The following is a 22,074-nucleotide window of genomic DNA, read 5'->3' on the forward strand; positions in this document are numbered from 1 at the left end:
CATGATTTACAGGAGGTGCAACATGAAAAAAATGCTTGGTGTTTATCAGGCCCCCCGCCCTCATTGGGTCGGCGATGGTTTTCCGGTTCGCACGATGTTTTCCTACGACAGCATGGGCAAACACATCAGCCCGTTTCTGCTTCTGGATTACGCCGGGCCAGCCGAGTTCACGCCTACTACAGAGCGTCGTGGTGTAGGCCAGCACCCGCACCGTGGTTTTGAAACGGTGACCATCGTCTACAAGGGCGAAGTGGAACACCGTGACTCCACCGGCAACGGCGGGGTGATCGGCCCGGGTGATGTGCAGTGGATGACCGCAGCGTCCGGCATCCTGCACGAGGAGTTCCATTCCGAGGCGTTTGCCCGCAGTGGCGGCCCGCTGGAGATGGTGCAGCTATGGGTCAACCTGCCTGCAAAGGACAAAATGGCCGCGCCGGGGTATCAGGGCATCGTCGACCGTGACATCCCCGACCTGGCGCTCAAGGACGATGCCGGCCGTTTGCGCCTGATTGCCGGTGAGTTCGATGGCAAACGCGGCCCGGCCCATACCTTTACGCCGATCGACGTGTGGGATATCCGCTTGAATGCGGGCAAGTCGACTACGCTGGATCTGCACCCGGGCCGCAACACTGCGCTGGTGGTGCTGCATGGTGCGGTCGAGGTCAACGGTCAGGACGTGGTGCGTGAAGGGCAGCTTGCGCTGTTTGAGCGTGATGGCTCGAGCATCCGCCTTGAAGCCAATAACGACGCCGTGCTGCTGGTCCTCAGCGGCGAGCCGATCGACGAACCGATCGTGGGCCATGGGCCGTTTGTGATGAACACCGACGCCGAAATCCATCAGGCGTTTGTGGACTTCCAGTCGGGCAAGTTTGGCCGCATGCCCGCGTAGCAATGCTGCACCGAAGCGCAATGCCAGGCCATGAGGGTCATGGCCTGGCCTTTTCTGTCTTATCCCAGAGAGGTAAACCCTGTGACAACTTCTTACAAGCGTTTGGACAAGGACAATGCCGCCGTTTTGTTGGTGGACCATCAGGCGGGTTTGCTGTCGCTGGTGCGGGATATCGAACCGGACAAATTCAAGAACAACGTGCTGGCGCTGGCTGATCTGGCCAAGTACTTCAAGTTGCCGACCATTTTGACCACCAGCTTCGAAACCGGACCCAACGGCCCGCTGGTGCCCGAGTTGAAGGCGCTGTTCCCGCAAGCGCCCTATATCGCCCGCCCGGGGCAGATCAATGCCTGGGACAACGAGGATTTTGTCAAGGCGGTCAAGGCAACAGGTAAAAAGCAACTGATCATCGCAGGGGTGGTCACTGAGGTCTGCGTGGCATTCCCGGCACTGTCGGCACTGGCTGAAGGCTATGAGGTGTTTGTGGTGACGGATGCGTCGGGTACGTTCAACGAAATCACCCGCCATTCGGCCTGGGATCGCATGTCATCCTCGGGTGCGCAACTGATGACCTGGTTTGGTCTGGCCTGTGAGCTGCATCGCGACTGGCGCAATGACATTGAAGGCCTGGGCGCGCTGTTCTCCAACCATATCCCGGACTATCGCAATCTGATCACCAGCTACTCCACGTTGACAGCCGGTAAATAACCGTTGGGCTCGTAGCGGCTGCCGAAGGAACCAGGCTGCGTTCGGCGGCAGTTGCTACGAGTTTTGGTCGTGTTTCACACCCGCTCGAAAATCACCGCTATGCCCTGGCCGCCGCCAATGCACATGGTCGCCAGGGCATAACGACCCTGTGTCCGATGCAGTTCATGGATGGCCTTGGTCGCGATGATCGCGCCCGTGGCCCCCACCGGGTGGCCCAGGGCGATGCCCGAACCGTTGGGGTTGACCCTGGCCGGGTCCATATCCAGTTCCTGCATCACGGCACACGCCTGGGCGGCGAAGGCAATGTTGGCTTCGATCACGTCCATGTCACCGATCTTCAAGCCAGCCCGCTTCAATGCCAGCCGCGTTGCCGGTATCGGCCCCAACCCCATCAGCTCGGGTTCAACCCCTGCATGGGCGTAGGCCACCAGCCGCGCCATCGGCGCAAGATTGCCCGCCAGTACTGCCGCGCCACTGGCCAGCACCAGCGCCGCCGCCCCATCATTGAGCCCCGATGCATTGCCTGCAGTCACGCTGCCGTCATTCTTGAAGGCCGGTTTCATCAGCGCCAGCTGCTCCAGGGTAGTGGCCCGCGGGTGCTCGTCCTGGCTGAACATCACACTGCCTTTGCGGCTGCGTACCTCGACGGTGGCGATCTGGCTGTCGAAGTAACCTTGCTCGATAGCCCGGGCGGCGCGTTGCTGGTCTTCAAGCGCCAGAGCGTCCTGGGCCTGGCGGCTGATGCTGTTGCGTTGGGCGATATTCTCGGCCGTTACACCCATATGAATGCCGTGGAACGGGTCGTGCAAAATACCCAGCATGTAGTCGAGCATTGGCGTATCGCCCATGCGCGCACCCCAGCGGGCGGCGGGCATCAGGTAGGGGCCGCGGCTCATGGCTTCGGCCCCGGCGCCAATGGCGAAGTCGGCGTCGCCGAGCATCAGGGTATGGGCGGCAGAAATGATCGCCTGCAAGCCCGAACCGCACAGGCGGTTGACGTTGTAGGCCGGGGTTTCCTTGGGGATCCCGGCATTGATCGCCGCAACCCGCGCCAGATAGGCATCCTGGGGCTCGGTGGGAATCACGTTGCCCATCACCACATGACCGATGCGCCCGGGGTCGACCTGGCTGCTGTGCAACGCGGCCTTGACCGCAGTGCTGGCCAGCTCGGCCAGGGGCACGTCCTTGAGCGAGCCGCCAAAGGTGCCGATGGCCGTGCGCCGGGCGCTGAGGATGAAAATTTCAGGAGTTTGCATGGCGGGTCCTTATTGTTTTATCGGGCCAAATGCGCGGGATTATTTCACCGGTGTACGGTTTGGGCGTCGTCCGTTTGTGCGGGCAGGGCATCTACCTGGGCATCGAGCAGGGTCATAAAGGCATGGGCCGCATTGGACAAGGTGCGTTCGGTATGCAGGATATACCCCAGCTGGCGGGTCAGCTGGATGCCGGGCAGGGCAATCGATGCCACCTGTTCATCCAGCATGGTGCGCGGCAACACGCTCCAGGCCAGGCCGATGGAGACCATCATCTTGATGGTCTCCAGGTAATTGGTGCTCATGGCGATGTTGGGTGTCAGGCCCTGGGCTTCAAACAGGCGATGGACAATATGATGGGTAAAGGTATTGCCGCCGGGAAACACCGCTGGATGGCGTGCAATATCGGCCATGCTTACGGCTTTTTGCCGGGTCAGGCGGTGCTCCGGGGCCACCACGAAATCCAGCGGGTCATCCCAGACCGGCACGGCACGAATCAGTGAATGAGGCTCCGGCGCGAGGGTGATCACAGCCAGTTCTGCGCGGCCATGCAGAATCTCGTCGTAGGCCACTTCGGAATCGAGAAACTGAATATCCAGCGCGACCTTGGGGTAAGTGCGGGTGAACTCGCGCAGTAAAGGTGGCAGGCGGTGCAGACCGATATGATGGCTGGTAGCCAGGGTCAGGCGCCCGCTGACTTCGCCATTGAGGTTGTTGAGTGCCCGGCGCGTGTCATCCAGTACGTTGAGGATCTGGTAAGCGCGCGGCAGCAAGGCCCGGCCGGCTTCGGTGAGGCTGACCTCACGGCCCAGCCGGTCGAACAGCCTGAGCTTGAGTTGCTGCTCGATGCTGGCAATGCGTTTGCTGATGGCTGGCTGGGTCAGGAACAGCCGTTCGGCGGCCCCGGAAAAACTGCCGGTTTCAGCAATTGCAATAAACGCATTGAGATTCGCGAGATCCATCTATTCGAATTCCTGTTGGTTATCCAAAGCATAAAAATTATGAATTTGAGTTATTCACTGTAACCCCATAGGATCGACCTCACAAGCCAAGTGGTTATTGGCACAGAAAAGTAGCTGATGAGGAAACCGTCTGATGGCCGGCAAAACGCTCTACGACAAGCTCTGGGATTCGCATTTGGTCAAGCAGCGTGACGATGGCTCGGCGCTGATCTACATCGACCGTCACATCATTCACGAAGTGACCTCGCCGCAAGCCTTTGAAGGCCTGCGACTGGCCGGGCGCAAGCCTTGGCGCATCGATGCCAACATCGCCACCCCGGACCACAACGTACCGACCACGCCGGAGCGTAAAGGCGGGATCGAAGCGATTGCCGATCAGGTTTCCCGTCTGCAGGTGCAAACCCTGGATGACAACTGTGACGAATACGGCATTACCGAATTCAAGATGAACGACGTGCGTCAGGGCATCGTTCATGTGATCGGCCCGGAGCAGGGCGCGACCTTGCCGGGTATGACCGTGGTCTGCGGTGACTCGCACACCTCGACTCACGGCGCCTTCGGTGCATTGGCCCACGGTATCGGCACTTCCGAGGTCGAGCATGTGCTCGCCACCCAGTGCCTTGTCGCCAAAAAAATGAAGAACATGCTGGTGTCGGTCGAAGGGCAATTGCCGTTCGGCGTAACCGCCAAGGACATCGTACTGGCCGTGATCGGCAAGATCGGCACCGCGGGCGGCAATGGTCATGCCATCGAATTCGCCGGCAGCGCGATTCGTGACTTGTCCGTCGAAGGCCGCATGACCATCTGCAACATGTCCATCGAAGCCGGTGCCCGTGTAGGCCTGGTGGCCGCCGATCAGAAAACTGTCGATTATGTAAAGGGCCGTCCGTTTTCGCCTAAAGGCGCTGAATGGGACCTGGCGGTCGAAGCCTGGAAAGACCTGGTGTCCGACAGCGATGCGCAGTTCGACACCGTGGTTGAACTGGACGCTACGCAGATCAAGCCGCAAGTCAGCTGGGGCACTTCGCCCGAGATGGTTCTGGCGGTTGATCAGAACGTGCCGGATCCGGCACAGGAAGCCGACCTGGTCAAGCGTGGCTCGATCGAACGTGCATTGAAGTACATGGGCCTGACCGCCAACCAGGCGATCACCGATATCCAGCTCGATCGCGTATTTATCGGCTCGTGCACCAACTCGCGGATCGAAGACTTGCGTGCTGCGGCAGTGATTGCCAAGGGGCGCAAGGTGGCGTCCACCATCAAGCAGGCGATTGTGGTGCCGGGCTCGGGTCTGGTTAAAGCCCAGGCCGAGGCTGAAGGTCTGGACAAGATCTTTATCGAGGCCGGTTTTGAATGGCGTGAGCCGGGTTGTTCGATGTGCCTGGCGATGAACCCGGACCGCCTTGAGTCGGGCGAGCATTGTGCTTCGACCTCCAACCGCAACTTTGAAGGCCGTCAGGGCGCCGGTGGCCGTACTCACCTGGTCAGCCCGGCCATGGCCGCTGCCGCCGCCGTGAATGGTCGTTTTATTGATGTCCGTGAATTGATCCAGGGGAGCGCAGCATGAAGGCTTTTACTCAGCACACCGGTTTGGTCGCGCCTTTGGATCGTGCCAACGTCGATACCGACCAGATCATTCCCAAGCAATTCCTGAAGTCGATCAAGCGTACCGGCTTTGGCCCTAACCTGTTTGACGAGTGGCGTTATCTGGATGTGGGTCAGCCCTACCAGGACAACTCCAAACGCCCGCTGAACAAGGATTTTGTGCTTAACGCCGAGCGTTACCAGGGCGCCAGTGTGTTGCTGGCCCGGGAAAACTTCGGTTGCGGCTCCAGCCGTGAGCACGCGCCGTGGGCGCTGGAAGAGTACGGTTTTCGCAGCATCATCGCGCCGAGCTACGCCGATATTTTCTTCAATAACAGCTTCAAGAACGGTTTGTTGCCGATCATCCTGAGCGACGCCGAAGTCGATGAGCTGTTTGCCCAGGTTGAAGCCGAGCCGGGTTACCAGCTCAAGATCGACCTCGAGGCGCAAACCGTGACCCGCCCGGATGGCAAGGTGCTGGGCTTTGAAATCGATGCGTTTCGCAAGCATTGCCTGCTCAACGGCCTGGACGATATCGGCCTGACCTTGCAGGACGGCGATGCAATTGCCGCGTTTGAAAGCAAGCACCGTGCGAGCCAGCCGTGGTTGTTTCGCGACGCTTGAATGGCCTCTTTGCGGGCAAGCCCGGCACCCACAGGGGAATGCATTTCAAATGTGGGAGCGGGCTTGCCCGCGATGACGGCAGTGTGGACAACCCAAGTCTTGACGCTAAAAGGAAGTTTTAATGACCAGTACCGCCCAGCACACCCAGGTCGTACAAAAGCAGTTCGGCGAACAGGCGTCGGCCTATCTGAGCAGCGCCGTGCATGCGCAAGGCACCGAGTTCGGTCTGCTCAAGGCCGAGCTGGCGGGTAAAGTTGAAGCGCGGGTGCTGGACCTGGGGTGTGGCGCGGGCCATGTAAGCTTTCATGTGGCTGCACTGGTCAAGGATGTGGTGGCATACGACCTGTCGCAACAAATGCTCGATGTGGTCAGTGCTGCCGCCAGCGATCGCGGGCTGGACAATATCAGCACCGTTTGCGGCGCGGCAGAGCGTTTGCCGTTTGCCGATGGCGAGTTCGACTATGTGCTCAGCCGTTACTCGGCCCATCACTGGAGCGATCTGGGCGTTGCCCTGCGCGAAGTGCGCCGGGTGCTCAAGCCGGGTGGCGTAGCGGCATTTATCGATGTGATCTCACCCGGCAGCCCGTTATTCGACACCTACCTGCAAAGTGTCGAAGTGCTGCGCGACACCAGCCATGTGCGCGACTATTCGAGCGCCGAATGGCTGCGTCAGGTCAGCGAAGCCGGTTTGCACGTGCGCAGCACACAGCGTCAGCGTTTGCGTTTAGAGTTCAGCTCCTGGATCGAGCGCATGCGTACGCCACAGGTCATGAGCGCGGCCATCCGCCAGTTGCAGCAGTCGATGGGCGCCGAAGTACGCGATTATTTTGAAATTGAAGCCGATGGTTCGTTCAGCACCGATGTGCTGGTGCTGTGGGCCGAGAAGTAACCTGAATATTTCCGGGTGCGCCTGCGGGGGCATCAACAGACAAGAAAGAGGAACCCATGAGCAAGCAGATTCTGATTCTCCCTGGCGACGGTATTGGTCCGGAAATCATGGCCGAAGCGGTCAAGGTGCTGGAGCTGGCCAGTGACAAGTTCAACCTGGGCCTGGAGCTGACCCACGACCTGATCGGCGGCGCAGCCATCGACAAGCATGGCGTACCGTTGGCCGACGAGACCCTTGAGCGCGCCCGTGCGGCCGACGCTGTCTTGCTGGGCGCCGTGGGTGGCCCGAAATGGGACAAGATCGAGCGCGACATTCGCCCCGAGCGCGGCCTGCTGAAAATCCGTGCTCAACTGGGCCTGTTCGGCAACCTGCGCCCGGCAATCCTGTACCCGCAACTGGCTGATGCATCGAGCCTCAAGCCGGAAATCGTTTCCGGACTGGATATCCTCATCGTTCGCGAATTGACCGGTGGTATCTACTTCGGCGCCCCCCGTGGCACCCGCGAGCTGGAAAACGGCGAGCGTCAGGCCTATGACACCCTGCCGTACAGCGAAAGCGAAATCCGCCGCATTGCCCGCGTCGGTTTCGACATGGCCCGCGTGCGTGGCAAAAAGCTCTGCTCGGTGGACAAGGCCAACGTGCTGGCGTCCAGCCAGCTGTGGCGTGAAGTGGTCGAGCAAGTGGCCAAGGACTACCCGGACGTCGAGCTGAGCCATATGTACGTCGACAACGCGGCCATGCAACTGGTGCGCGCACCCAAGCAATTTGACGTGATCGTCACCGAAAACATGTTCGGTGACATCCTGTCCGACCAGGCTTCGATGCTCACGGGCTCTATCGGCATGCTGCCATCGGCATCCCTGGACACCCACAACAAGGGCATGTACGAGCCTTGCCACGGTTCGGCGCCGGACATCGCGGGGCAGGGTATTGCCAACCCGCTGGCGACCATTTTGTCGGTGTCGATGATGCTGCGTTACAGCTTCAACCAGACCGCTGCTGCCGATGCCATCGAGCAGGCCGTAAGCCTGGTTCTGGACCAGGGTTTGCGTACCGGTGATATCTGGTCGACGGGTTGCACCCGGGTCGGAACACAGGAAATGGGCAATGCAGTAGTCGCGGCGCTGCAGAATCTGTAATCTCTCGGGCCCGTTACTTCCTGTTGGTGGAAGTAACGACCCCACTTTTTGTTAAAGGTGTAGTTGCGATGAAACGTGTAGGTCTGGTCGGTTGGCGCGGTATGGTTGGTTCCGTGCTCATGCAGCGGATGCTGGAAGAGCAGGATTTCGATCTGATCGAACCGGTGTTTTTCACCACTTCCAATGTCGGTGGACAAGGTCCGTCCGTGGGCAAGGATATTGCCCCGCTCAAGGATGCTTACAACATTGAAGAGCTGAAAACCCTCGATGTAATCCTGACCTGCCAGGGCGGCGACTACACCAGCGAGGTGTTCCCCAAGCTGCGTGAGGCGGGCTGGCAAGGTTACTGGATCGATGCAGCGTCGACCCTGCGCATGCAGGATGATGCGGTCATTATTCTGGACCCGGTCAACCGCAAGGTCATCGACCAGCAGCTGGATGCCGGCACCAAAAACTATATCGGCGGCAACTGCACTGTCAGCCTGATGCTGATGGGTCTGGGCGGTCTGTTCGAAGCCGGTCTGGTAGAGTGGATGAGCGCCATGACCTACCAGGCGGCCTCGGGCGCCGGTGCGCAGAACATGCGCGAGCTGATCAAGCAGATGGGCACTACTCATGCGGCGGTCGCCGATCAACTGGCCGACCCGGCCAGCGCGATTCTGGATATCGACCGTCGTGTGGCCGAGGCCATGCGCAGCGATGCCTACCCGACCGAAAACTTCGGTGTGCCATTGGCCGGCAGCCTGATCCCGTGGATCGACAAAGAGCTGCCGAACGGTCAAAGCCGTGAAGAGTGGAAAGCGCAGGCAGAAACCAACAAGATCCTGGGTCGCTTCAAGAACCCGGTTCCGGTGGACGGTATCTGCGTACGTATCGGTGCGATGCGTTGCCACAGCCAGGCCTTGACCATCAAGCTGAACAAAGATGTGCCTATCGCCGATATCGAAGGTTTGATCAGCCAGCACAACCCCTGGGTCAAGCTGGTGCCAAACCAGCGTGAAGCCAGCATCCAGGAACTGAGCCCGACCAAGGTTACCGGCACCCTGAATGTACCGGTTGGCCGTCTGCGCAAGCTGAACATGGGTTCGCAGTTCCTCGGTGCCTTTACCGTGGGCGACCAGTTGCTGTGGGGCGCGGCAGAACCGCTGCGCCGCATGCTGCGGATTTTGCTGGAGCGTTAATTCGCCACCGGCAGGTTCAAGCCCGCGTCTCGCAAGAGGCGCGGGCTTTTTATTGGATGATCAGCTGCTACGAATTGTCATCATCCATCAAATCGGCCGGGCGCGTTGCCTGTCGGGGTTGTGCCCGGTACAGTGCCGCTCCCCACGTTTCGCCTGAGGTAGATACATGAACCAGTCCTTTGATATCGCCGTCGTTGGCGCCACCGGCACTGTCGGCGAAACCATCGTACAAATGCTCGAAGAGCGTGATTTTCCGGTTGGCAAGTTGCACTTGCTGGCCAGCAGTGAATCTGACGGGCATTCGGTGCCTTTTCGCGGTAAAAACGTCAGGGTGCGCGATGTCGACACGTTCGATTTCAGCAGCGTACAGCTGGCATTCTTTGCCGCAGGCCCTGCCGTGACCTTGAGTTTTGCTGCCAAGGCCAGTGCAGCCGGCAGCATGGTGGTCGACCTGTCCGGCGCGCTGCCTTCTGCACAGGCGCCGCAGGTGGTACCTGAAGCCAACGCGCAGGTGCTGGCAACCTTGAAAAAACCACTGCAAGTCAGCAGCCCGAGTCCTTCGGCCACCGCACTGGCCGTGGTGCTGGCGCCTTTGCTAAGAGTGCTGGAAATTCAGCGGGTCAATGTGACGGTCTGCATGGCAGTTTCCGCTCAAGGCCGTGAAGCGGTCTCGGAGCTGGCACGCCAAACCACCGCGCTGCTGAACCTGCATCCGCTGGAAACCAGCTTCTTTGATCGTCAGATGGCCTTCAACGTCCTGGCCCAGGTCGGCACGCCGGACGCACAGGGCCATGTGCCGCTGGAAAAACGTTTGGTCAATGAGCTGCGCGAAGTTCTGGCTATGCCTACGCTGAAGGTATCGGCCAGCAGTGTGCAAGTGCCGGTATTTTTTGGTGACAGCTTCAGCGTGTCCCTGCAACTGGCCGGGCCGGTGGATCTGGTTGAAGTCAATGCCGCCCTCGAGGCAGGTGAGGGTATCGAGCTGGTGGAAGCCGGTGACTACCCGACTGCTGTTGGCGATGCCGTAGGTCAGGATGTGGTGTATGTCGGTCGAGTGCGTCACGGTGTGGACGACACATCTGAACTTAATCTGTGGCTGACGTCAGATAACGTACGCAAGGGTGGCGCATTGAACGCCGTGCAGTTGGCTGAGTTGTTGATAAAAGACCAACTGTAAAAGATACTTGGCTGCTATACAGGTCTCGTGGGACGAGGCCTGTACCAATAAGGAAGAGGCTATGGTTCAGGTTCGCAAATTGGTGTTGGCAATCGCTGCCGCTTCGGCGCTGTCATCCGGTATGGCGCAGGCGCTTGAGCTTGGGGAGCTGACGCTCAAGTCGGCGCAGAACCAGCCGCTGCTGGCAGAAATCGAACTGCTCGATGTCAAGGACCTGACTGCTGCGCAAGTGGTGCCAAGCCTTGCCCCCGAACAGGAGTTCAGCAAGGCCGGAGTTCCGCGCCCGGCGTTTCTGGATGATTTACGCTTTACCCCGATCATCAACGCCGATGGCAAGAGCGTATTGCGCGTCACCTCCAGCCAGCCGCTGTCCGAACCTTTTGTGAACTTCCTGGTGCAGGTGATGTGGCCCAACGGCCGCTTGATGCGCGACTACAGCGTGTTGCTCGATCCCGCCCGGTTCTCGCCGCAGGCCGCGTCGGCGGCAGCAACGTCTGCGCCTGCTGCGCCCGGGCAGTACACCACCACGTCCCGTGACACACTGTGGGAGATCGCCGCCAAGGCGCGCAACGGCGGCTCGGTGCAGCAGACCATGCTGGCAATTCAGGCCCTGAACCCTGATGCGTTTATCAACGGCAATATCAACCGGCTTAAAACCGGCCAGGTACTGCGCCTGCCAGATGCCTCGCAAAGTGTGCAATTGCCCCAGGCCAGGGCCATCAACGAAGTGGCGTCGCAAAATGCCGACTGGCGCAGTGGTCGTCGCACCGTACCGTTGGCCCAGCAACTCGATGCAACCGGTCGCAAGCCTGTGCCGGCGCCTGCCGCCAAGGCTGTGCATCAGGATGCCTTGAGTCTGGTTTCCGCTCAGGCAGGCAAGGGTGCTGCCGGGGATGCGAAAAAACTGGCTGACCAGCTGGCGATGACTCAGGAAGGTCTGGACAGCAGCCGTCGTGAAAATGCCGAGCTGCAAGACCGGATGAAAGACCTGCAAAGCCAGTTGGACAAGCTGCAGCGTTTGATTGAATTGAAGAACGATCAACTGGCCAGGCTGGAGGCCGGCAAAGGTGCGCCTGTCGACCCGGCAGTTGCGTTGGCCGGCGTGCAGGCCGCTGATGCACCTGAAGCCGATATTGCGCCGGCAATCGAAGGTGCGCCGGCCACTGCAGTGGCACCAAGTCCTGAAGACACCGGGGCGACGCAAGGCCATGAGCGAAACATTCAGGACCTGCTGAACAGCCCGCTATTACTGGGGCTTGTCGGCGGCGGGGCGGTCTTGTTACTGCTCTTGCTGTTGTTGCTCGTGCGTCGGCGCAAGGCGCTGCAAGAAGCGCAAAAACATGCGCGAATGGCTCGGGATCTTGAAAATGAGTCCGGGTTTGCAGCCGATCTGGATCTGCCGCAAAGCAGTTTTGAGGGGCTTGAAACGCCGTCGCGCAGTATCGATCCTGCACCTGCACCTGCACCTGCACCTGCACCTGCACCTGCACCTGCACCTGCACCGGTCGTGGAGGCAGTAGCTCCGTTGGTCGCGCCGGTTACCCTGGCCAAGCCTGCGGCTGATGTGCTGGATCAGGCCGAGCGGTTGATTGAGCAGCGTCAGTTGAGCGAGGCCGTTGTATTGCTCAAGGCTGCGATCGATCGGGAGCCTCAGCGCAGTGATTTGCGTCTTGAGTTGATGCGGGTTTACGCCGAACTGGGTGATCGTGACGCTTTTATCGCTCAAGAGCGCCAACTGGTAGCCAATGGCAAGAATCACGCCCAAGTCGAGCAGCTCAAAAATCGTTATCCGGGCATGGCGGTGGCGGCAGCGGCCGGCATTGCAACCGCAGCGGTGGCCACCCAGCTGCAAGCGCAATTTGTCCAGGACATGATGCGCGACGATCGCGAGGTCGAACCGCAGCCGGAGCCTGCTGCACCTGCAGTTGAAGCGTTCGATCACGATTTTGATCTGAGCCTTGATGAACTGGAAGCGGCTTCCCCTGCGGTCGTGACGCCAGAACCTGCAGGGCTCGACAAGCCGGCGGCAGACAGTTTCGAAGCGGTGCTTGAACAGCAGGCTCAGGTTCAGGCGGCTCACGAAGGGGCGTCGGACTTTGATCTGGACCTGCCGGCGGACTTTGACCTGTCCCTGGCTGAAGAAAGCGCTCCACCCGCTGTGGCGGCGGACAGCTTTGCCCTTGAGCTGGACAAGGTCAATGCCGAGTTGCATCGCCTGTCGCAAAGCCTTGAGCAATCATCGCTGGAACAGCCCTTTGCCGATGATGAACCGGAATTCGACTTCCTCTCGGGCGCCGATGAAACGGCCACCAAACTCGATCTGGCCCAGGCCTATATCGATATGGGCGACGACGAAGGTGCGCGGGATATTCTGACCGAGGTCATGGAGGAGGGTAATCCACAGCAGCAGGCCGAAGCCCTGGAAATGATGGCACGCCTGAACTGAGTGAAACGCCTTTAGATGCTCTGTTGCCGGTCAACCCTCCCTATGGGAGCGAGCCAGCTCGCGAACGACCTTCGCGAGCATGCTCGCTCCCACAGTTGAAATGTCCTTTGGCAGCTGCTACGAAGCCTGGTTTGTCTGACGTTCCGGTGAAATGTTTCATGGCGTCTTGCCGGGTGCGCCCTATAATGGCCGCCTTTGCGTTTATGAGCAGGCTGCAAGTCCTTGGCAAATATAGATAACCCGGCCGCTGAAATGGCCGCGGAAGGTTTTTACCGAATCGCCCTTGGGGTGGAATACAAAGGTTCGCGCTACAGCGGCTGGCAGCGCCAGGCCAATGGTGTGCTGACCGTTCAGGAAACCCTGGAAAACGCCCTGTCCAAAGTGGCCGCCTCACCGGTCTCCCTGATGTGCGCCGGGCGTACGGATGCCGGTGTGCATGCCTGCGGGCAGGTGGTGCATTTTGACACCCGGGCCGAGCGCTCCCTGAAAGCCTGGGTCATGGGCGCCAATATCAATTTGCCCCATGACATCAGCGTCACCTGGGCCCAGGTCATGCCCGCGCACTTCCATGCCCGCTTCAAGGCCATCGCCCGGCGCTATCGCTATGTGATCTACAACGATCAGATCCGGCCTGCCCATCTGAATCAGGAAATCACCTGGAACCACCGCCCGCTGGATGTCGAGCGTATGGCCGAGGCAGCTCGACACCTGTTGGGCGTGCATGATTTCAGTGCCTTTCGCGCCGGACAGTGCCAGGCCAAATCCCCGATCAAGGAAATGCACCACCTGCGCGTGACCCGTCACGGCAACATGATTGTGCTGGATATTCGTGCCAGTGCCTTTCTGCACCATATGGTGCGCAATATCGCCGGGGTGCTGATGACTATCGGCACGGGCGAGCGGCCGGTGGAGTGGATCAAGGAAGTGCTGGAGAGCCGCGAGCGGCGCTCGGGCGGTGTGACGGCCCATCCCTACGGCCTGTATCTGGTGCAAGTTGAATACCGCGACGAGTTCCAGTTGCCGGAACGTTACATTGGTCCACATTTCTTGACCGGTTTTAGCGGCCTGGACGGCTGACGCCCGGATAAGCATTTGTTACCATCCGGGGCTTTCGCGTTCGGGGTGTTATCGAGATGTCCGTTGTTCGCAGCAAGATCTGCGGTATTACCCGCATAGAAGATGCACTGGCTGCGGTCGAGGCCGGGGCTGACGCCATAGGCTTCGTGTTCTACGCCAAGAGCCCGCGGTCAGTCACGGCCGCGCAGGCGCGGGCCATTATTGCCGCCTTGCCGCCTTTCGTGACTTCGGTGGGGTTGTTCGTCAATGCCAGCGCCTGTGAGCTGAACGAAACCCTGGATGCCGTGCCGCTGGATCTGCTGCAGTTTCATGGCGATGAAACCCCGGAGCAGTGCGAAGGCTATCACCGTCCTTATATCAAGGCGTTGCGGGTCAAGGCCGGTGATGACATCGCCGGTGCCTGCAAGGCCTATGCAGGGGCCAGCGGTATTTTGCTCGATGCCTATGTTGAAGGTGTACCGGGTGGAACTGGTCAGGCATTTGACTGGTCTTTGATACCTCAGGGTTTGCACAAGCCGATTATCCTGGCCGGCGGCCTGACGCCCGACAACGTTGCAGACGCCATCGCCCGGGTGCAGCCCTACGCCGTGGATGTCAGTGGCGGCGTTGAAAAGAGCAAGGGCATCAAGGATCACGACAGGATTCGTGCCTTTATGCGGGCAGTGCGCACGGCAAACTGATGCGGATGTGACGGCTGGCACTCTGCCGCCGTCCATCAATACCGCTCTGCGAAGCAGGCGGGCCCGGTGAGAAGACGGGCAGAAATTTAAGTGGCGGCCGCTCTGGTGCGTGCTGTCGGTAAGGCTGAGGGTTGCAGGGTTTTGCTGGTTTGCCGAGTGCGGACCGCGGTTCCGGCAATTATCGCCACACACCTGATTAATTTAGCTCAAGGGCATACACGGGGCCTGAACTGAACTGTTCTGGCCACCGGTACTGGAGAAAGAAAGCATGAGCAACTGGTTGGTAGACAAGCTGATTCCTTCGATCATGCGTTCCGAGGTCAAAAAGAGCTCGGTACCTGAAGGCCTGTGGCACAAATGCCCGTCCTGCGACGCTGTGCTTTATCGTCCGGAGCTGGAAAAGACCCTGGACGTTTGCCCGAAATGCAATCACCACATGCGTATCGGCGCCCGCGCCCGCATTGATATCTTCCTGGACGCCGACGGCCGTGCCGAACTGGGTGCAGACCTGGAGCCGGTTGACCGTCTCAAGTTCCGTGACAGCAAGAAGTACAAGGACCGTCTGGTCGGCGCGCAAAAGCAGACCGGCGAAAAAGACGCCCTGATCTCCATGAGCGGTACCTTGCTGGGCATGCCGGTGGTGGTATCGGCCTTCGAGTTCTCCTTCATGGGTGGCTCTATGGGTGCCATTGTTGGCGAGCGCTTCGTGCGTGCGGCCAATTACGCCCTTGAACACCGCTGCCCGATGATCTGCTTCGCAGCCTCGGGCGGTGCGCGGATGCAGGAAGCCCTGATCTCCCTGATGCAAATGGCCAAGACCTCGGCGGTACTGGCGCGTCTGCGTGAAGAAGGCATCCCGTTTATCTCGGTACTGACCGACCCGGTATACGGCGGTGTTTCGGCCAGCCTGGCGATGCTGGGTGACGTGATCGTGGCTGAGCCAAAGGCGCTGATCGGTTTTGCCGGCCCGCGTGTTATCGAACAGACCGTTCGCGAAAAACTGCCGGAAGGTTTCCAGCGCAGCGAGTTCCTGCTGGAGCACGGCGCCATCGACCTGATCGTTGCACGTCAGGAGCTGCGTCCGCGCCTGGGCAACCTGCTGGCGCAAATGATGGGCTTGCCGACACCGGTGTTCGTGGCCGCGCCTGTTGAAACCATCGTTGTTCCGCCGGCACCTGCGAACCTATGACCCAGCGCACCCTTGGCGAGTGGCTCGCCTATCTTGAGCAGTTGCATCCATCGGCCATCGATATGGGGCTGGATCGCGCACGCGAGGTAACGAACCGCTTGGGGCTGCAAAAGCCTGCGCCTCGGGTGGTGACGGTGACGGGTACCAATGGCAAGGGCTCGACCTGTGCGTTTGTGGCTTCGTTGCTGCAGGCGCAAGGGCTCAAGGTGGGGGTTTACAGTTCGCCCCACCTGCTGCGCTATAACGAGCGCGTACAAATTGAGGGTGTTGAAGTCTCGGACGAGCTGCTTTGCGAGGCCTTTGCGGCCCTGGATGCAGGGCGCGGCGAGACATCCCTTACATATTTTGAAATGGGTACGCTGGCAGCCTTCTGGTTGTTCGAGCGTGCCCAGCTGGATGCCGTGGTGCTGGAAGTCGGCCTGGGCGGGCGCCTGGATGCGGTCAATCTGGTGGATGCCGACCTGGCGCTGGTGACCAGTATCGGTGTCGATCATATTGAGTATCTGGGCAACACCCGTGAATCCGTGGGCTTTGAAAAGGCCGGGATTTTCCGTGCCGGCAAGCCGGCCCTGTGTGGCGATCTGAACCCGCCGCATACATTGCTCGACAAGGCTGCAGAGCTGGGTTGCCCGCTGTTTCTGCGCGGTCGTGACTTTGATCTGGTCAGTACCGATCAGGTCTGGCATTGGCGTGGTCAGGATGCCCGGGGGCAATTGATCGAGCTGCGCGATATTCCGCTGCTGGATCTGCCGATGGAAAACGCGGCGCTGGCCGTGCAGGCCTATGCGTTGACCGATCTGCCCTGGCAGCCGGAGCGCATTGTCGCGGCTCTGGCAGGTACTCGCATCACGGGGCGCCTGGATCGTCGCCAGTTCAGTTGGAAGGGCAAGCCCTTGCATATACTGCTGGATGTAGGGCACAACCCCCATGCCGCCGAGTATTTGGCGCGGCGCCTGGCGCAGCGGCCGGTGGCAGGCAAGCGCCTGGCGGTGTTCGGTTTGCTGGCCGACAAGGACCTGGATGGCGTAGTGTCACAACTGACGGGCTCGGTCGCGCATTGGGCTGTTGCGCCGCTGGATACCCCGCGCACGCGCCCGGGCGCTGAAGTCGAGGCCGCGCTGCAGGGTTTTGGGGCGGCTGTTTCGGCTTATGCCAGCGTGGAGCAAGCGCTTGAGGCGCAGTGCGAACGGGCCACGACTGACGACGAAATCCTGTTGTTCGGATCATTTTATTGTGTTGCCGAAGCGCTCGAGTGGTTGGAGCGGCGTGCCACGCAGGAGGCTGCAAATGGCTTTGCTGGATAAGGCGTACAAACAAAGGATGGTGGGTGCCCTGGTGCTGGTGGCGCTGGCGGTTATTTTTCTGCCGATGCTGTTCTCCCGGCAGGACGAGCTGCGTCAGATTGAGGTGGATGCACCGAGCGCCCCTGAAATGCCGGTAATGCCGCAGGTCAAGGTCGAGCCGGTTGCCGTGCCTGAGCCTCAGGTGATCCCTGAGGAACCGGCTCCGGTTGAGCAGCCGGTTGTCGAGCAGCAGGCACCAGCCCCGGTCGCACCGGTCGTGGCAAAGCCTGCAGTGGCTGCGCCCAAGCCTCCGGCTGTCACGCCGGCGCAAACCGTTGCCCAGGCACCGGCCAAGCTGGACACCACGCAAAAGCGTGTTGATCCCAATGGCTTGCCAATCAGCTGGTCGGTGCAACTGGTGAGCCTGTCCAATCGGGCCAGTGCTGATAACCTGCAAAAAACCCTTCGCAATCAAGGCTATAACGCTTATGTGCGATCTTCCGGCGGGATGAACCGGGTTTTTGTCGGCCCATTGCTGGAGCGTGCAGAGGCCGATCGCCTGCGCGATTTGCTTGGCAAGCAGCAAAACCTCAAGGGTTTTGTGGTGCGCTTCCAGCCTGAACGTGGCTGACAGCGTAAAAAGGTTCAATCTGATTGCACAAGCACGGATAAATCGCCTTACCTGAGCGGCGGCGCTCTGCTAAAATGCGCCGCCTCATCTATCCGTAGGCTGAACTGTGCCATTTACCTGGGTTGACTGGGCGATCGTTGCAATCATCGCCATCTCCGCTTTGATCAGCTTGAAGCGCGGCTTCGTAAAAGAAGCATTGTCGCTGTGCACCTGGATCATTGCCGGGGTCGTTGCCTGGATGTTCGGCGGTTCGCTGTCGCAATACCTCTCCGGATACATCGAAACACCTTCCGCCCGCGTTATCGCAGGGTGCACCATCATGTTTGTGGCCACCTTGCTGGTAGGCGCAATGATCAATTTTCTTATCGGCGAACTGATTCGCGTCACCGGCCTGTCCGGGACCGATCGTTTTCTCGGCATGGCTTTCGGCGCTGCGCGTGGCGCATTGCTGGTGGTCACTGCGGTCGGGCTGTTGAGCCTGGGGCCGGTACAGCAGGACTCATGGTGGCAGGAGTCACGGCTCGTGCCACAATTTCTATTGGTTGCCGACTGGTCCAAAAACCTCATTCTGGGGTGGAGCAGTCAGTGGCTGGCCAGCGGAATCAGCGTACCCGCTGACATTCCGTTCAAGGAGCATCTCTTGCCGGCTACCCAGCCCAAGTGAGTGGTGTTCAGTTCAGATCCATTAAGTAGGGGTTGCGTCGCATGTGTGGCATCGTCGGTATCGTCGGTAAGTCGAACGTCAATCAGGCGCTGTATGACGCGCTAACCGTCCTCCAGCACCGCGGCCAGGATGCTGCCGGTATTGTGACCAGCCATAATGGCCGGTTATTTCTGCGCAAGGACAACGGGCTGGTTCGTGACGTCTTTCATCAGCGTCATATGCAGCGCCTGGTCGGCAACGTGGGCATTGGCCACGTGCGCTATCCAACCGCTGGCAGCTCGACTTCAGCTGAAGCCCAGCCGTTTTATGTCAACTCGCCGTATGGCATCACCCTGGCGCATAACGGCAACCTGACCAACGTTGAACAGCTGGCCAAGGAGATTTACGAATCTGATTTGCGTCACGTCAACACCAACTCCGATTCGGAAGTGTTGCTTAACGTTTTCGCTCACGAACTGGCGCAGCGCGGCAAATTACAGCCGACTGAAGAAGACGTGTTTGCTGCCGTGACTGACGTGCACAACCGTTGCCGTGGCGGTTACGCCGTGGTTGCGATGATCACCGGTTATGGCATCGTCGGTTTCCGCGACCCGAACGGCATTCGTCCGATTGTCTTCGGTCAGCGTCATACCGACGAAGGCGTCGAGTACATGATCGCCTCCGAGAGCGTTTCCCTGGATGTACTGGGCTTTACCCTGATCCGCGATCTGGCGCCGGGTGAAGCGGTTTACATCACTGAAGACGGCAAGCTGCACACCCGTCAGTGTGCGGTAAACCCGAAACTGACCCCGTGCATCTTCGAGCACGTGTATCTGGCGCGCCCGGACTCGATCATCGACGGTGTGTCGGTGTACAAGGCCCGTCTGCGCATGGGCGAGAAACTCGCCGAGAAGATCCTGCGTGAGCGTCCTGAGCACGATATCGACGTGGTGATCCCGATTCCGGACACCAGCCGCTGCGCTGCACTGGAACTGGCCAACCACCTGGGCGTCAAGTTCCGCGAAGGCTTCGTGAAAAACCGTTACATCGGTCGTACCTTCATCATGCCGGGCCAGGCTGCACGTAAAAAATCCGTGCGCCAGAAGCTCAACGCCATCGAACTCGAGTTCCGCGGCAAGAACGTGATGCTGGTGGATGACTCGATCGTGCGCGGTACCACCTGCAAGCAGATCATTCAGATGGCCCGCGAAGCCGGCGCCAAGAACGTTTACTTCTGCTCGGCGGCCCCGGCGGTTCGTTACCCGAACGTGTATGGCATCGACATGCCAAGCGCTCACGAACTGATCGCCCATAACCGCAGCACCCAGGAAGTGGCTGAGCTGATCGGCGCCGACTGGCTGATCTATCAGGATCTGCCTGACCTGATCGACGCTGTCGGTGGTGGCAAGATCAAGATCGATGCGTTCGATTGTGCAGTGTTTGACGGCAAGTACGTCACCGGCGATATTGACGACAACTACCTGGAGCGAATCGAGCGTGCGCGCAACGATGCTTCCAAGGTGATTGCCCAGGGCGTCGGTGCGACGATAGGCTTGTACAACAACTAAGTGTTCACCAAACCGGCCCTGATGGGCCGGTTTGCGTTTATCCAATACAAAGTAGAGCAAGGAGTGGGCAGCATGAGTCAGGATTGGGATGCGGGTCGGCTGGACAGCGACCTTGAGGGCGTAGCGTTCGACACCCTGGCGGTGCGTGCTGGCCAGCACCGTACGCCGGAAGGTGAGCACGGTGATGCAATGTTCCTGACCTCCAGCTACGTGTTCCGCACAGCGGCAGACGCGGCAGCGCGGTTCTCGGGCGAGGTGGCAGGCAATGTTTATTCGCGTTACACCAACCCCACCGTTCGTGCTTTCGAAGAGCGCATCGCCGCCCTTGAAGGTGCCGAGCAGGCTGTAGCCACGGCGACGGGCATGGCAGCCATTCTGTCGGTGGTGATGAGCCTGTGCAGCGCCGGCGACCATATCCTGGTCTCGCGCAGTGTGTTCGGTTCGACCATCAGCCTGTTTGAGAAGTACTTCAAGCGCTTTGGCGTGCAGGTCGATTACGTGCCGTTGGCCGAACTGGCTGGCTGGGACGCGGCGATCAAGTCCAACACCAAGCTGCTGTTTGTCGAGTCGCCGTCCAACCCGCTGGCCGAGCTGGTCGATATCGCCGCGCTGGCTGAAATCGCCCACGCCAAGGGTGCCTTGCTGGTGGTCGACAACTGCTTTTGCACGCCAGCCTTGCAGCAGCCGCTGAAGCTGGGTGCAGACATCGTGGTGCATTCGGCAACCAAGTTCATCGATGGCCAGGGTCGTTGCATGGGTGGGGTAGTGGCCGGTCGTGGCGAGCTGATGAAAGAAATCGTCGGTTTCCTGCGTACCGCCGGGCCGACTCTGAGCCCGTTCAATGCGTGGATCTTCCTCAAGGGTCTGGAGACCCTCAACCTGCGCATGCGCGCTCACTGCGCCAGTGCCCAGGCCCTGGCCGAGTGGCTGGAGCAGCAGGATGGCGTAGAGAAGGTTCACTACGCCGGTCTCAAGAGCCATCCACAGTACGAATTGGCCCAGCGCCAGCAGCGCGGCTTTGGTGCCGTGGTCAGTTTTGAGGTCAAGGGCGGCAAAGAAGGCGCGTGGCGCTTTATCGACGCGACACGTCTGATCTCGATCACTGCCAACCTGGGTGACAGCAAAACCACGATTACTCATCCGGCGACCACTTCCCATGGTCGCCTGGCACCGCAAGAGCGTGAAGCGGCCGGTATTCGTGACAGCCTGATCCGCATCGCCGTAGGCCTGGAAGATGTCACTGACCTGCAAGCCGACCTCGCACGAGGCCTGGCCGCGCTGTGACCGACTGGATGCTCGAGGCGCCGGTAAGCGGCAATGGCCGTGTAGCACTGGTCACCGGTGCTGCGCGGGGCATTGGCCTGGGCATTGCAGCCTGGCTGGTCAGTGAAGGCTGGCAAGTGGTGCTCAGCGACATTGACCGCGCCCGGGGCACAAAAGTGGCCAAGGCGCTGGGCGACAGTGCCTGGTTTGTGCGCATGGATGTGTCGGTTGAAGACGATGTCATCCAGTGTGTCGCGCAAGTGCTGGGGCAGTTCGGACGGCTGGACGGGCTGGTGTGCAACGCCGCGATTGCGGACCCGCACAACACGCCCCTGGAAAGCCTCGATCTGGAGCAGTGGAACCGCGTGCTGGCGGTCAATCTCACCGGGCCGATGTTGCTGGCCAAGCATTGTGCGCCGTATCTGCGTGCCCATTGCGGGGCGATCGTCAACCTGGCTTCCACCCGTGCCCGCCAGTCGGAGCCTGATACCGAGGCTTACGTGGCAAGCAAGGGCGGGTTGCTGGCATTGACCCATGCGCTGGCCATCAGCCTTGGCCCGCAAATCAGGGTCAATGCTGTAAGCCCGGGCTGGATCGACGCCCGTGATCCATCTGTAAGGCGTGCAGCGCCGTTGACGGACGCCGATCACGCTCAGCACCCTGCTGGCAGGGCAGGGGTTGTGGAGGACGTTGCCGCGATGGTTGCCTGGTTGTTGTCGCGCAACTCCGGTTTTGTCACGGGTCAGGAGTTTGTGGTGGATGGCGGCATGAGCAAGAAGATGATCTATGGCGATTAAGGCCATGCCACTATTTTTGCTTGTTTTGAAAAAAACCAATCTTGTCCTTGACTTAGCTTCGATAGGTGCGTAAATTTCGCGGCCTCAACGA

The 22,074-nt window shown here is 60.0% G+C and carries 20 protein-coding genes; 18 read left to right on the top strand and 2 right to left on the bottom strand.

Features of this window, described 5'->3' with window-relative positions:
* The first annotated feature begins 22 nt into the window (after window positions 1-22).
* Together V6L81_RS12685 and ycaC are read left to right on the top strand one after the other, a co-directional pair.
* Complete coding sequence (locus V6L81_RS12685; protein WP_095018879.1) at window positions 23-889, top strand: pirin family protein; 867 nt, start codon at window positions 23-25, stop codon at window positions 887-889.
* Between the two features lie 81 nt (window positions 890-970).
* Window positions 971-1,597, top strand: coding sequence for an isochorismate family cysteine hydrolase YcaC (gene ycaC / locus V6L81_RS12690; protein WP_095002456.1), 627 nt, complete (start codon window positions 971-973; stop codon window positions 1,595-1,597).
* A gap of 74 nt (window positions 1,598-1,671) precedes the next feature.
* Here the strand turns inward: ycaC and V6L81_RS12695 are convergent, their stop codons facing one another.
* Both V6L81_RS12695 and V6L81_RS12700 read right to left on the bottom strand, forming a co-directional pair.
* Complete coding sequence (locus tag V6L81_RS12695) at window positions 1,672-2,853, bottom strand: acetyl-CoA C-acyltransferase family protein (protein ID WP_338659984.1); 1,182 nt, start codon at window positions 2,851-2,853, stop codon at window positions 1,672-1,674.
* 44 nt (window positions 2,854-2,897) lie between these two features.
* Window positions 2,898-3,812: a LysR family transcriptional regulator gene (locus V6L81_RS12700; protein WP_095002430.1), complete on the bottom strand. Its 915-nt coding sequence runs from the start codon at window positions 3,810-3,812 to the stop codon at window positions 2,898-2,900.
* Between the two features lie 133 nt (window positions 3,813-3,945).
* Between V6L81_RS12700 and leuC the strand changes: the two genes are divergently transcribed.
* The 16 genes from leuC (at window position 3,946) to V6L81_RS12780 (ending at window position 21,983) form a co-directional block, all read left to right on the top strand.
* Window positions 3,946-5,379 carry a 3-isopropylmalate dehydratase large subunit gene (gene leuC / locus V6L81_RS12705; protein ID WP_095002431.1) on the top strand — a complete coding sequence of 478 codons (1,434 nt, stop codon included), beginning with the start codon at window positions 3,946-3,948 and terminating at the stop codon, window positions 5,377-5,379.
* A complete protein-coding gene (gene leuD, locus V6L81_RS12710) occupies window positions 5,376-6,020 on the top strand; it encodes a 3-isopropylmalate dehydratase small subunit (RefSeq protein WP_095002432.1) in 645 nt (214 codons plus the stop codon). Before leuC ends, leuD begins: the two co-directional genes overlap by 4 nt.
* A 121-nt stretch (window positions 6,021-6,141) precedes the next feature.
* Entirely contained in the window at window positions 6,142-6,909 is a 768-nt protein-coding gene (locus V6L81_RS12715) for a class I SAM-dependent methyltransferase (protein ID WP_095021361.1), read from the top strand.
* A gap of 56 nt (window positions 6,910-6,965) precedes the next feature.
* Window positions 6,966-8,048, top strand: a complete 1,083-nt coding sequence (gene leuB / locus V6L81_RS12720) for a 3-isopropylmalate dehydrogenase (protein ID WP_095002434.1) — start codon at window positions 6,966-6,968, stop codon at window positions 8,046-8,048.
* A 68-nt stretch (window positions 8,049-8,116) separates the two neighbouring features.
* Window positions 8,117-9,229 carry an aspartate-semialdehyde dehydrogenase gene (gene asd / locus V6L81_RS12725; protein WP_095002435.1) on the top strand — a complete coding sequence of 371 codons (1,113 nt, stop codon included), beginning with the start codon at window positions 8,117-8,119 and terminating at the stop codon, window positions 9,227-9,229.
* Between the two features lie 166 nt (window positions 9,230-9,395).
* Window positions 9,396-10,406: an aspartate-semialdehyde dehydrogenase gene (locus tag V6L81_RS12730; protein WP_338659985.1), complete on the top strand. Its 1,011-nt coding sequence runs from the start codon at window positions 9,396-9,398 to the stop codon at window positions 10,404-10,406.
* A 61-nt stretch (window positions 10,407-10,467) separates the two neighbouring features.
* Window positions 10,468-12,852 carry a FimV/HubP family polar landmark protein gene (locus V6L81_RS12735; RefSeq protein ID WP_338659986.1) on the top strand — a complete coding sequence of 795 codons (2,385 nt, stop codon included), beginning with the start codon at window positions 10,468-10,470 and terminating at the stop codon, window positions 12,850-12,852.
* 252 nt (window positions 12,853-13,104) lie between these two features.
* Window positions 13,105-13,929, top strand: a complete 825-nt coding sequence (truA, locus tag V6L81_RS12740; RefSeq protein WP_095002438.1) for a tRNA pseudouridine(38-40) synthase TruA — start codon at window positions 13,105-13,107, stop codon at window positions 13,927-13,929.
* 56 nt (window positions 13,930-13,985) lie between these two features.
* The gene (locus tag V6L81_RS12745) at window positions 13,986-14,609 is read left to right on the top strand and encodes a phosphoribosylanthranilate isomerase (protein ID WP_095021363.1); all 624 of its coding nucleotides are present in this window, start codon (window positions 13,986-13,988) and stop codon (window positions 14,607-14,609) included.
* A gap of 268 nt (window positions 14,610-14,877) precedes the next feature.
* Window positions 14,878-15,798 (top strand): acetyl-CoA carboxylase, carboxyltransferase subunit beta, encoded by a 921-nt coding sequence (gene accD, locus V6L81_RS12750; protein ID WP_095002440.1) that lies wholly within the window; start codon window positions 14,878-14,880, stop codon window positions 15,796-15,798.
* A complete protein-coding gene (folC, locus tag V6L81_RS12755; RefSeq protein WP_095024504.1) occupies window positions 15,795-17,102 on the top strand; it encodes a bifunctional tetrahydrofolate synthase/dihydrofolate synthase in 1,308 nt (435 codons plus the stop codon). The genes accD and folC overlap by 4 nt, the downstream gene beginning before the upstream one ends.
* On the top strand, window positions 17,086-17,712 hold the full coding sequence (locus V6L81_RS12760) for an SPOR domain-containing protein (RefSeq protein WP_095002442.1): 627 nt from the start codon (window positions 17,086-17,088) through the stop codon (window positions 17,710-17,712). The genes folC and V6L81_RS12760 overlap by 17 nt, the downstream gene beginning before the upstream one ends.
* A gap of 106 nt (window positions 17,713-17,818) precedes the next feature.
* Complete coding sequence (locus tag V6L81_RS12765; protein WP_095002443.1) at window positions 17,819-18,376, top strand: CvpA family protein; 558 nt, start codon at window positions 17,819-17,821, stop codon at window positions 18,374-18,376.
* Window positions 18,377-18,417: 41 nt separating this feature from the next.
* Window positions 18,418-19,923: an amidophosphoribosyltransferase gene (gene purF, locus V6L81_RS12770; RefSeq protein WP_095002444.1), complete on the top strand. Its 1,506-nt coding sequence runs from the start codon at window positions 18,418-18,420 to the stop codon at window positions 19,921-19,923.
* Between the two features lie 72 nt (window positions 19,924-19,995).
* Complete coding sequence (locus tag V6L81_RS12775) at window positions 19,996-21,207, top strand: O-succinylhomoserine sulfhydrylase (RefSeq protein WP_322213123.1); 1,212 nt, start codon at window positions 19,996-19,998, stop codon at window positions 21,205-21,207.
* An 8-nt stretch (window positions 21,208-21,215) separates the two neighbouring features.
* Entirely contained in the window at window positions 21,216-21,983 is a 768-nt protein-coding gene (locus tag V6L81_RS12780; RefSeq protein ID WP_153400341.1) for an SDR family oxidoreductase, read from the top strand.
* Window positions 21,984-22,074 lie beyond the last annotated feature (91 nt).

Source organism: Pseudomonas bubulae, from assembly GCF_037023725.1.
GTDB classification, from domain to species: domain Bacteria; phylum Pseudomonadota; class Gammaproteobacteria; order Pseudomonadales; family Pseudomonadaceae; genus Aquipseudomonas; species Aquipseudomonas bubulae.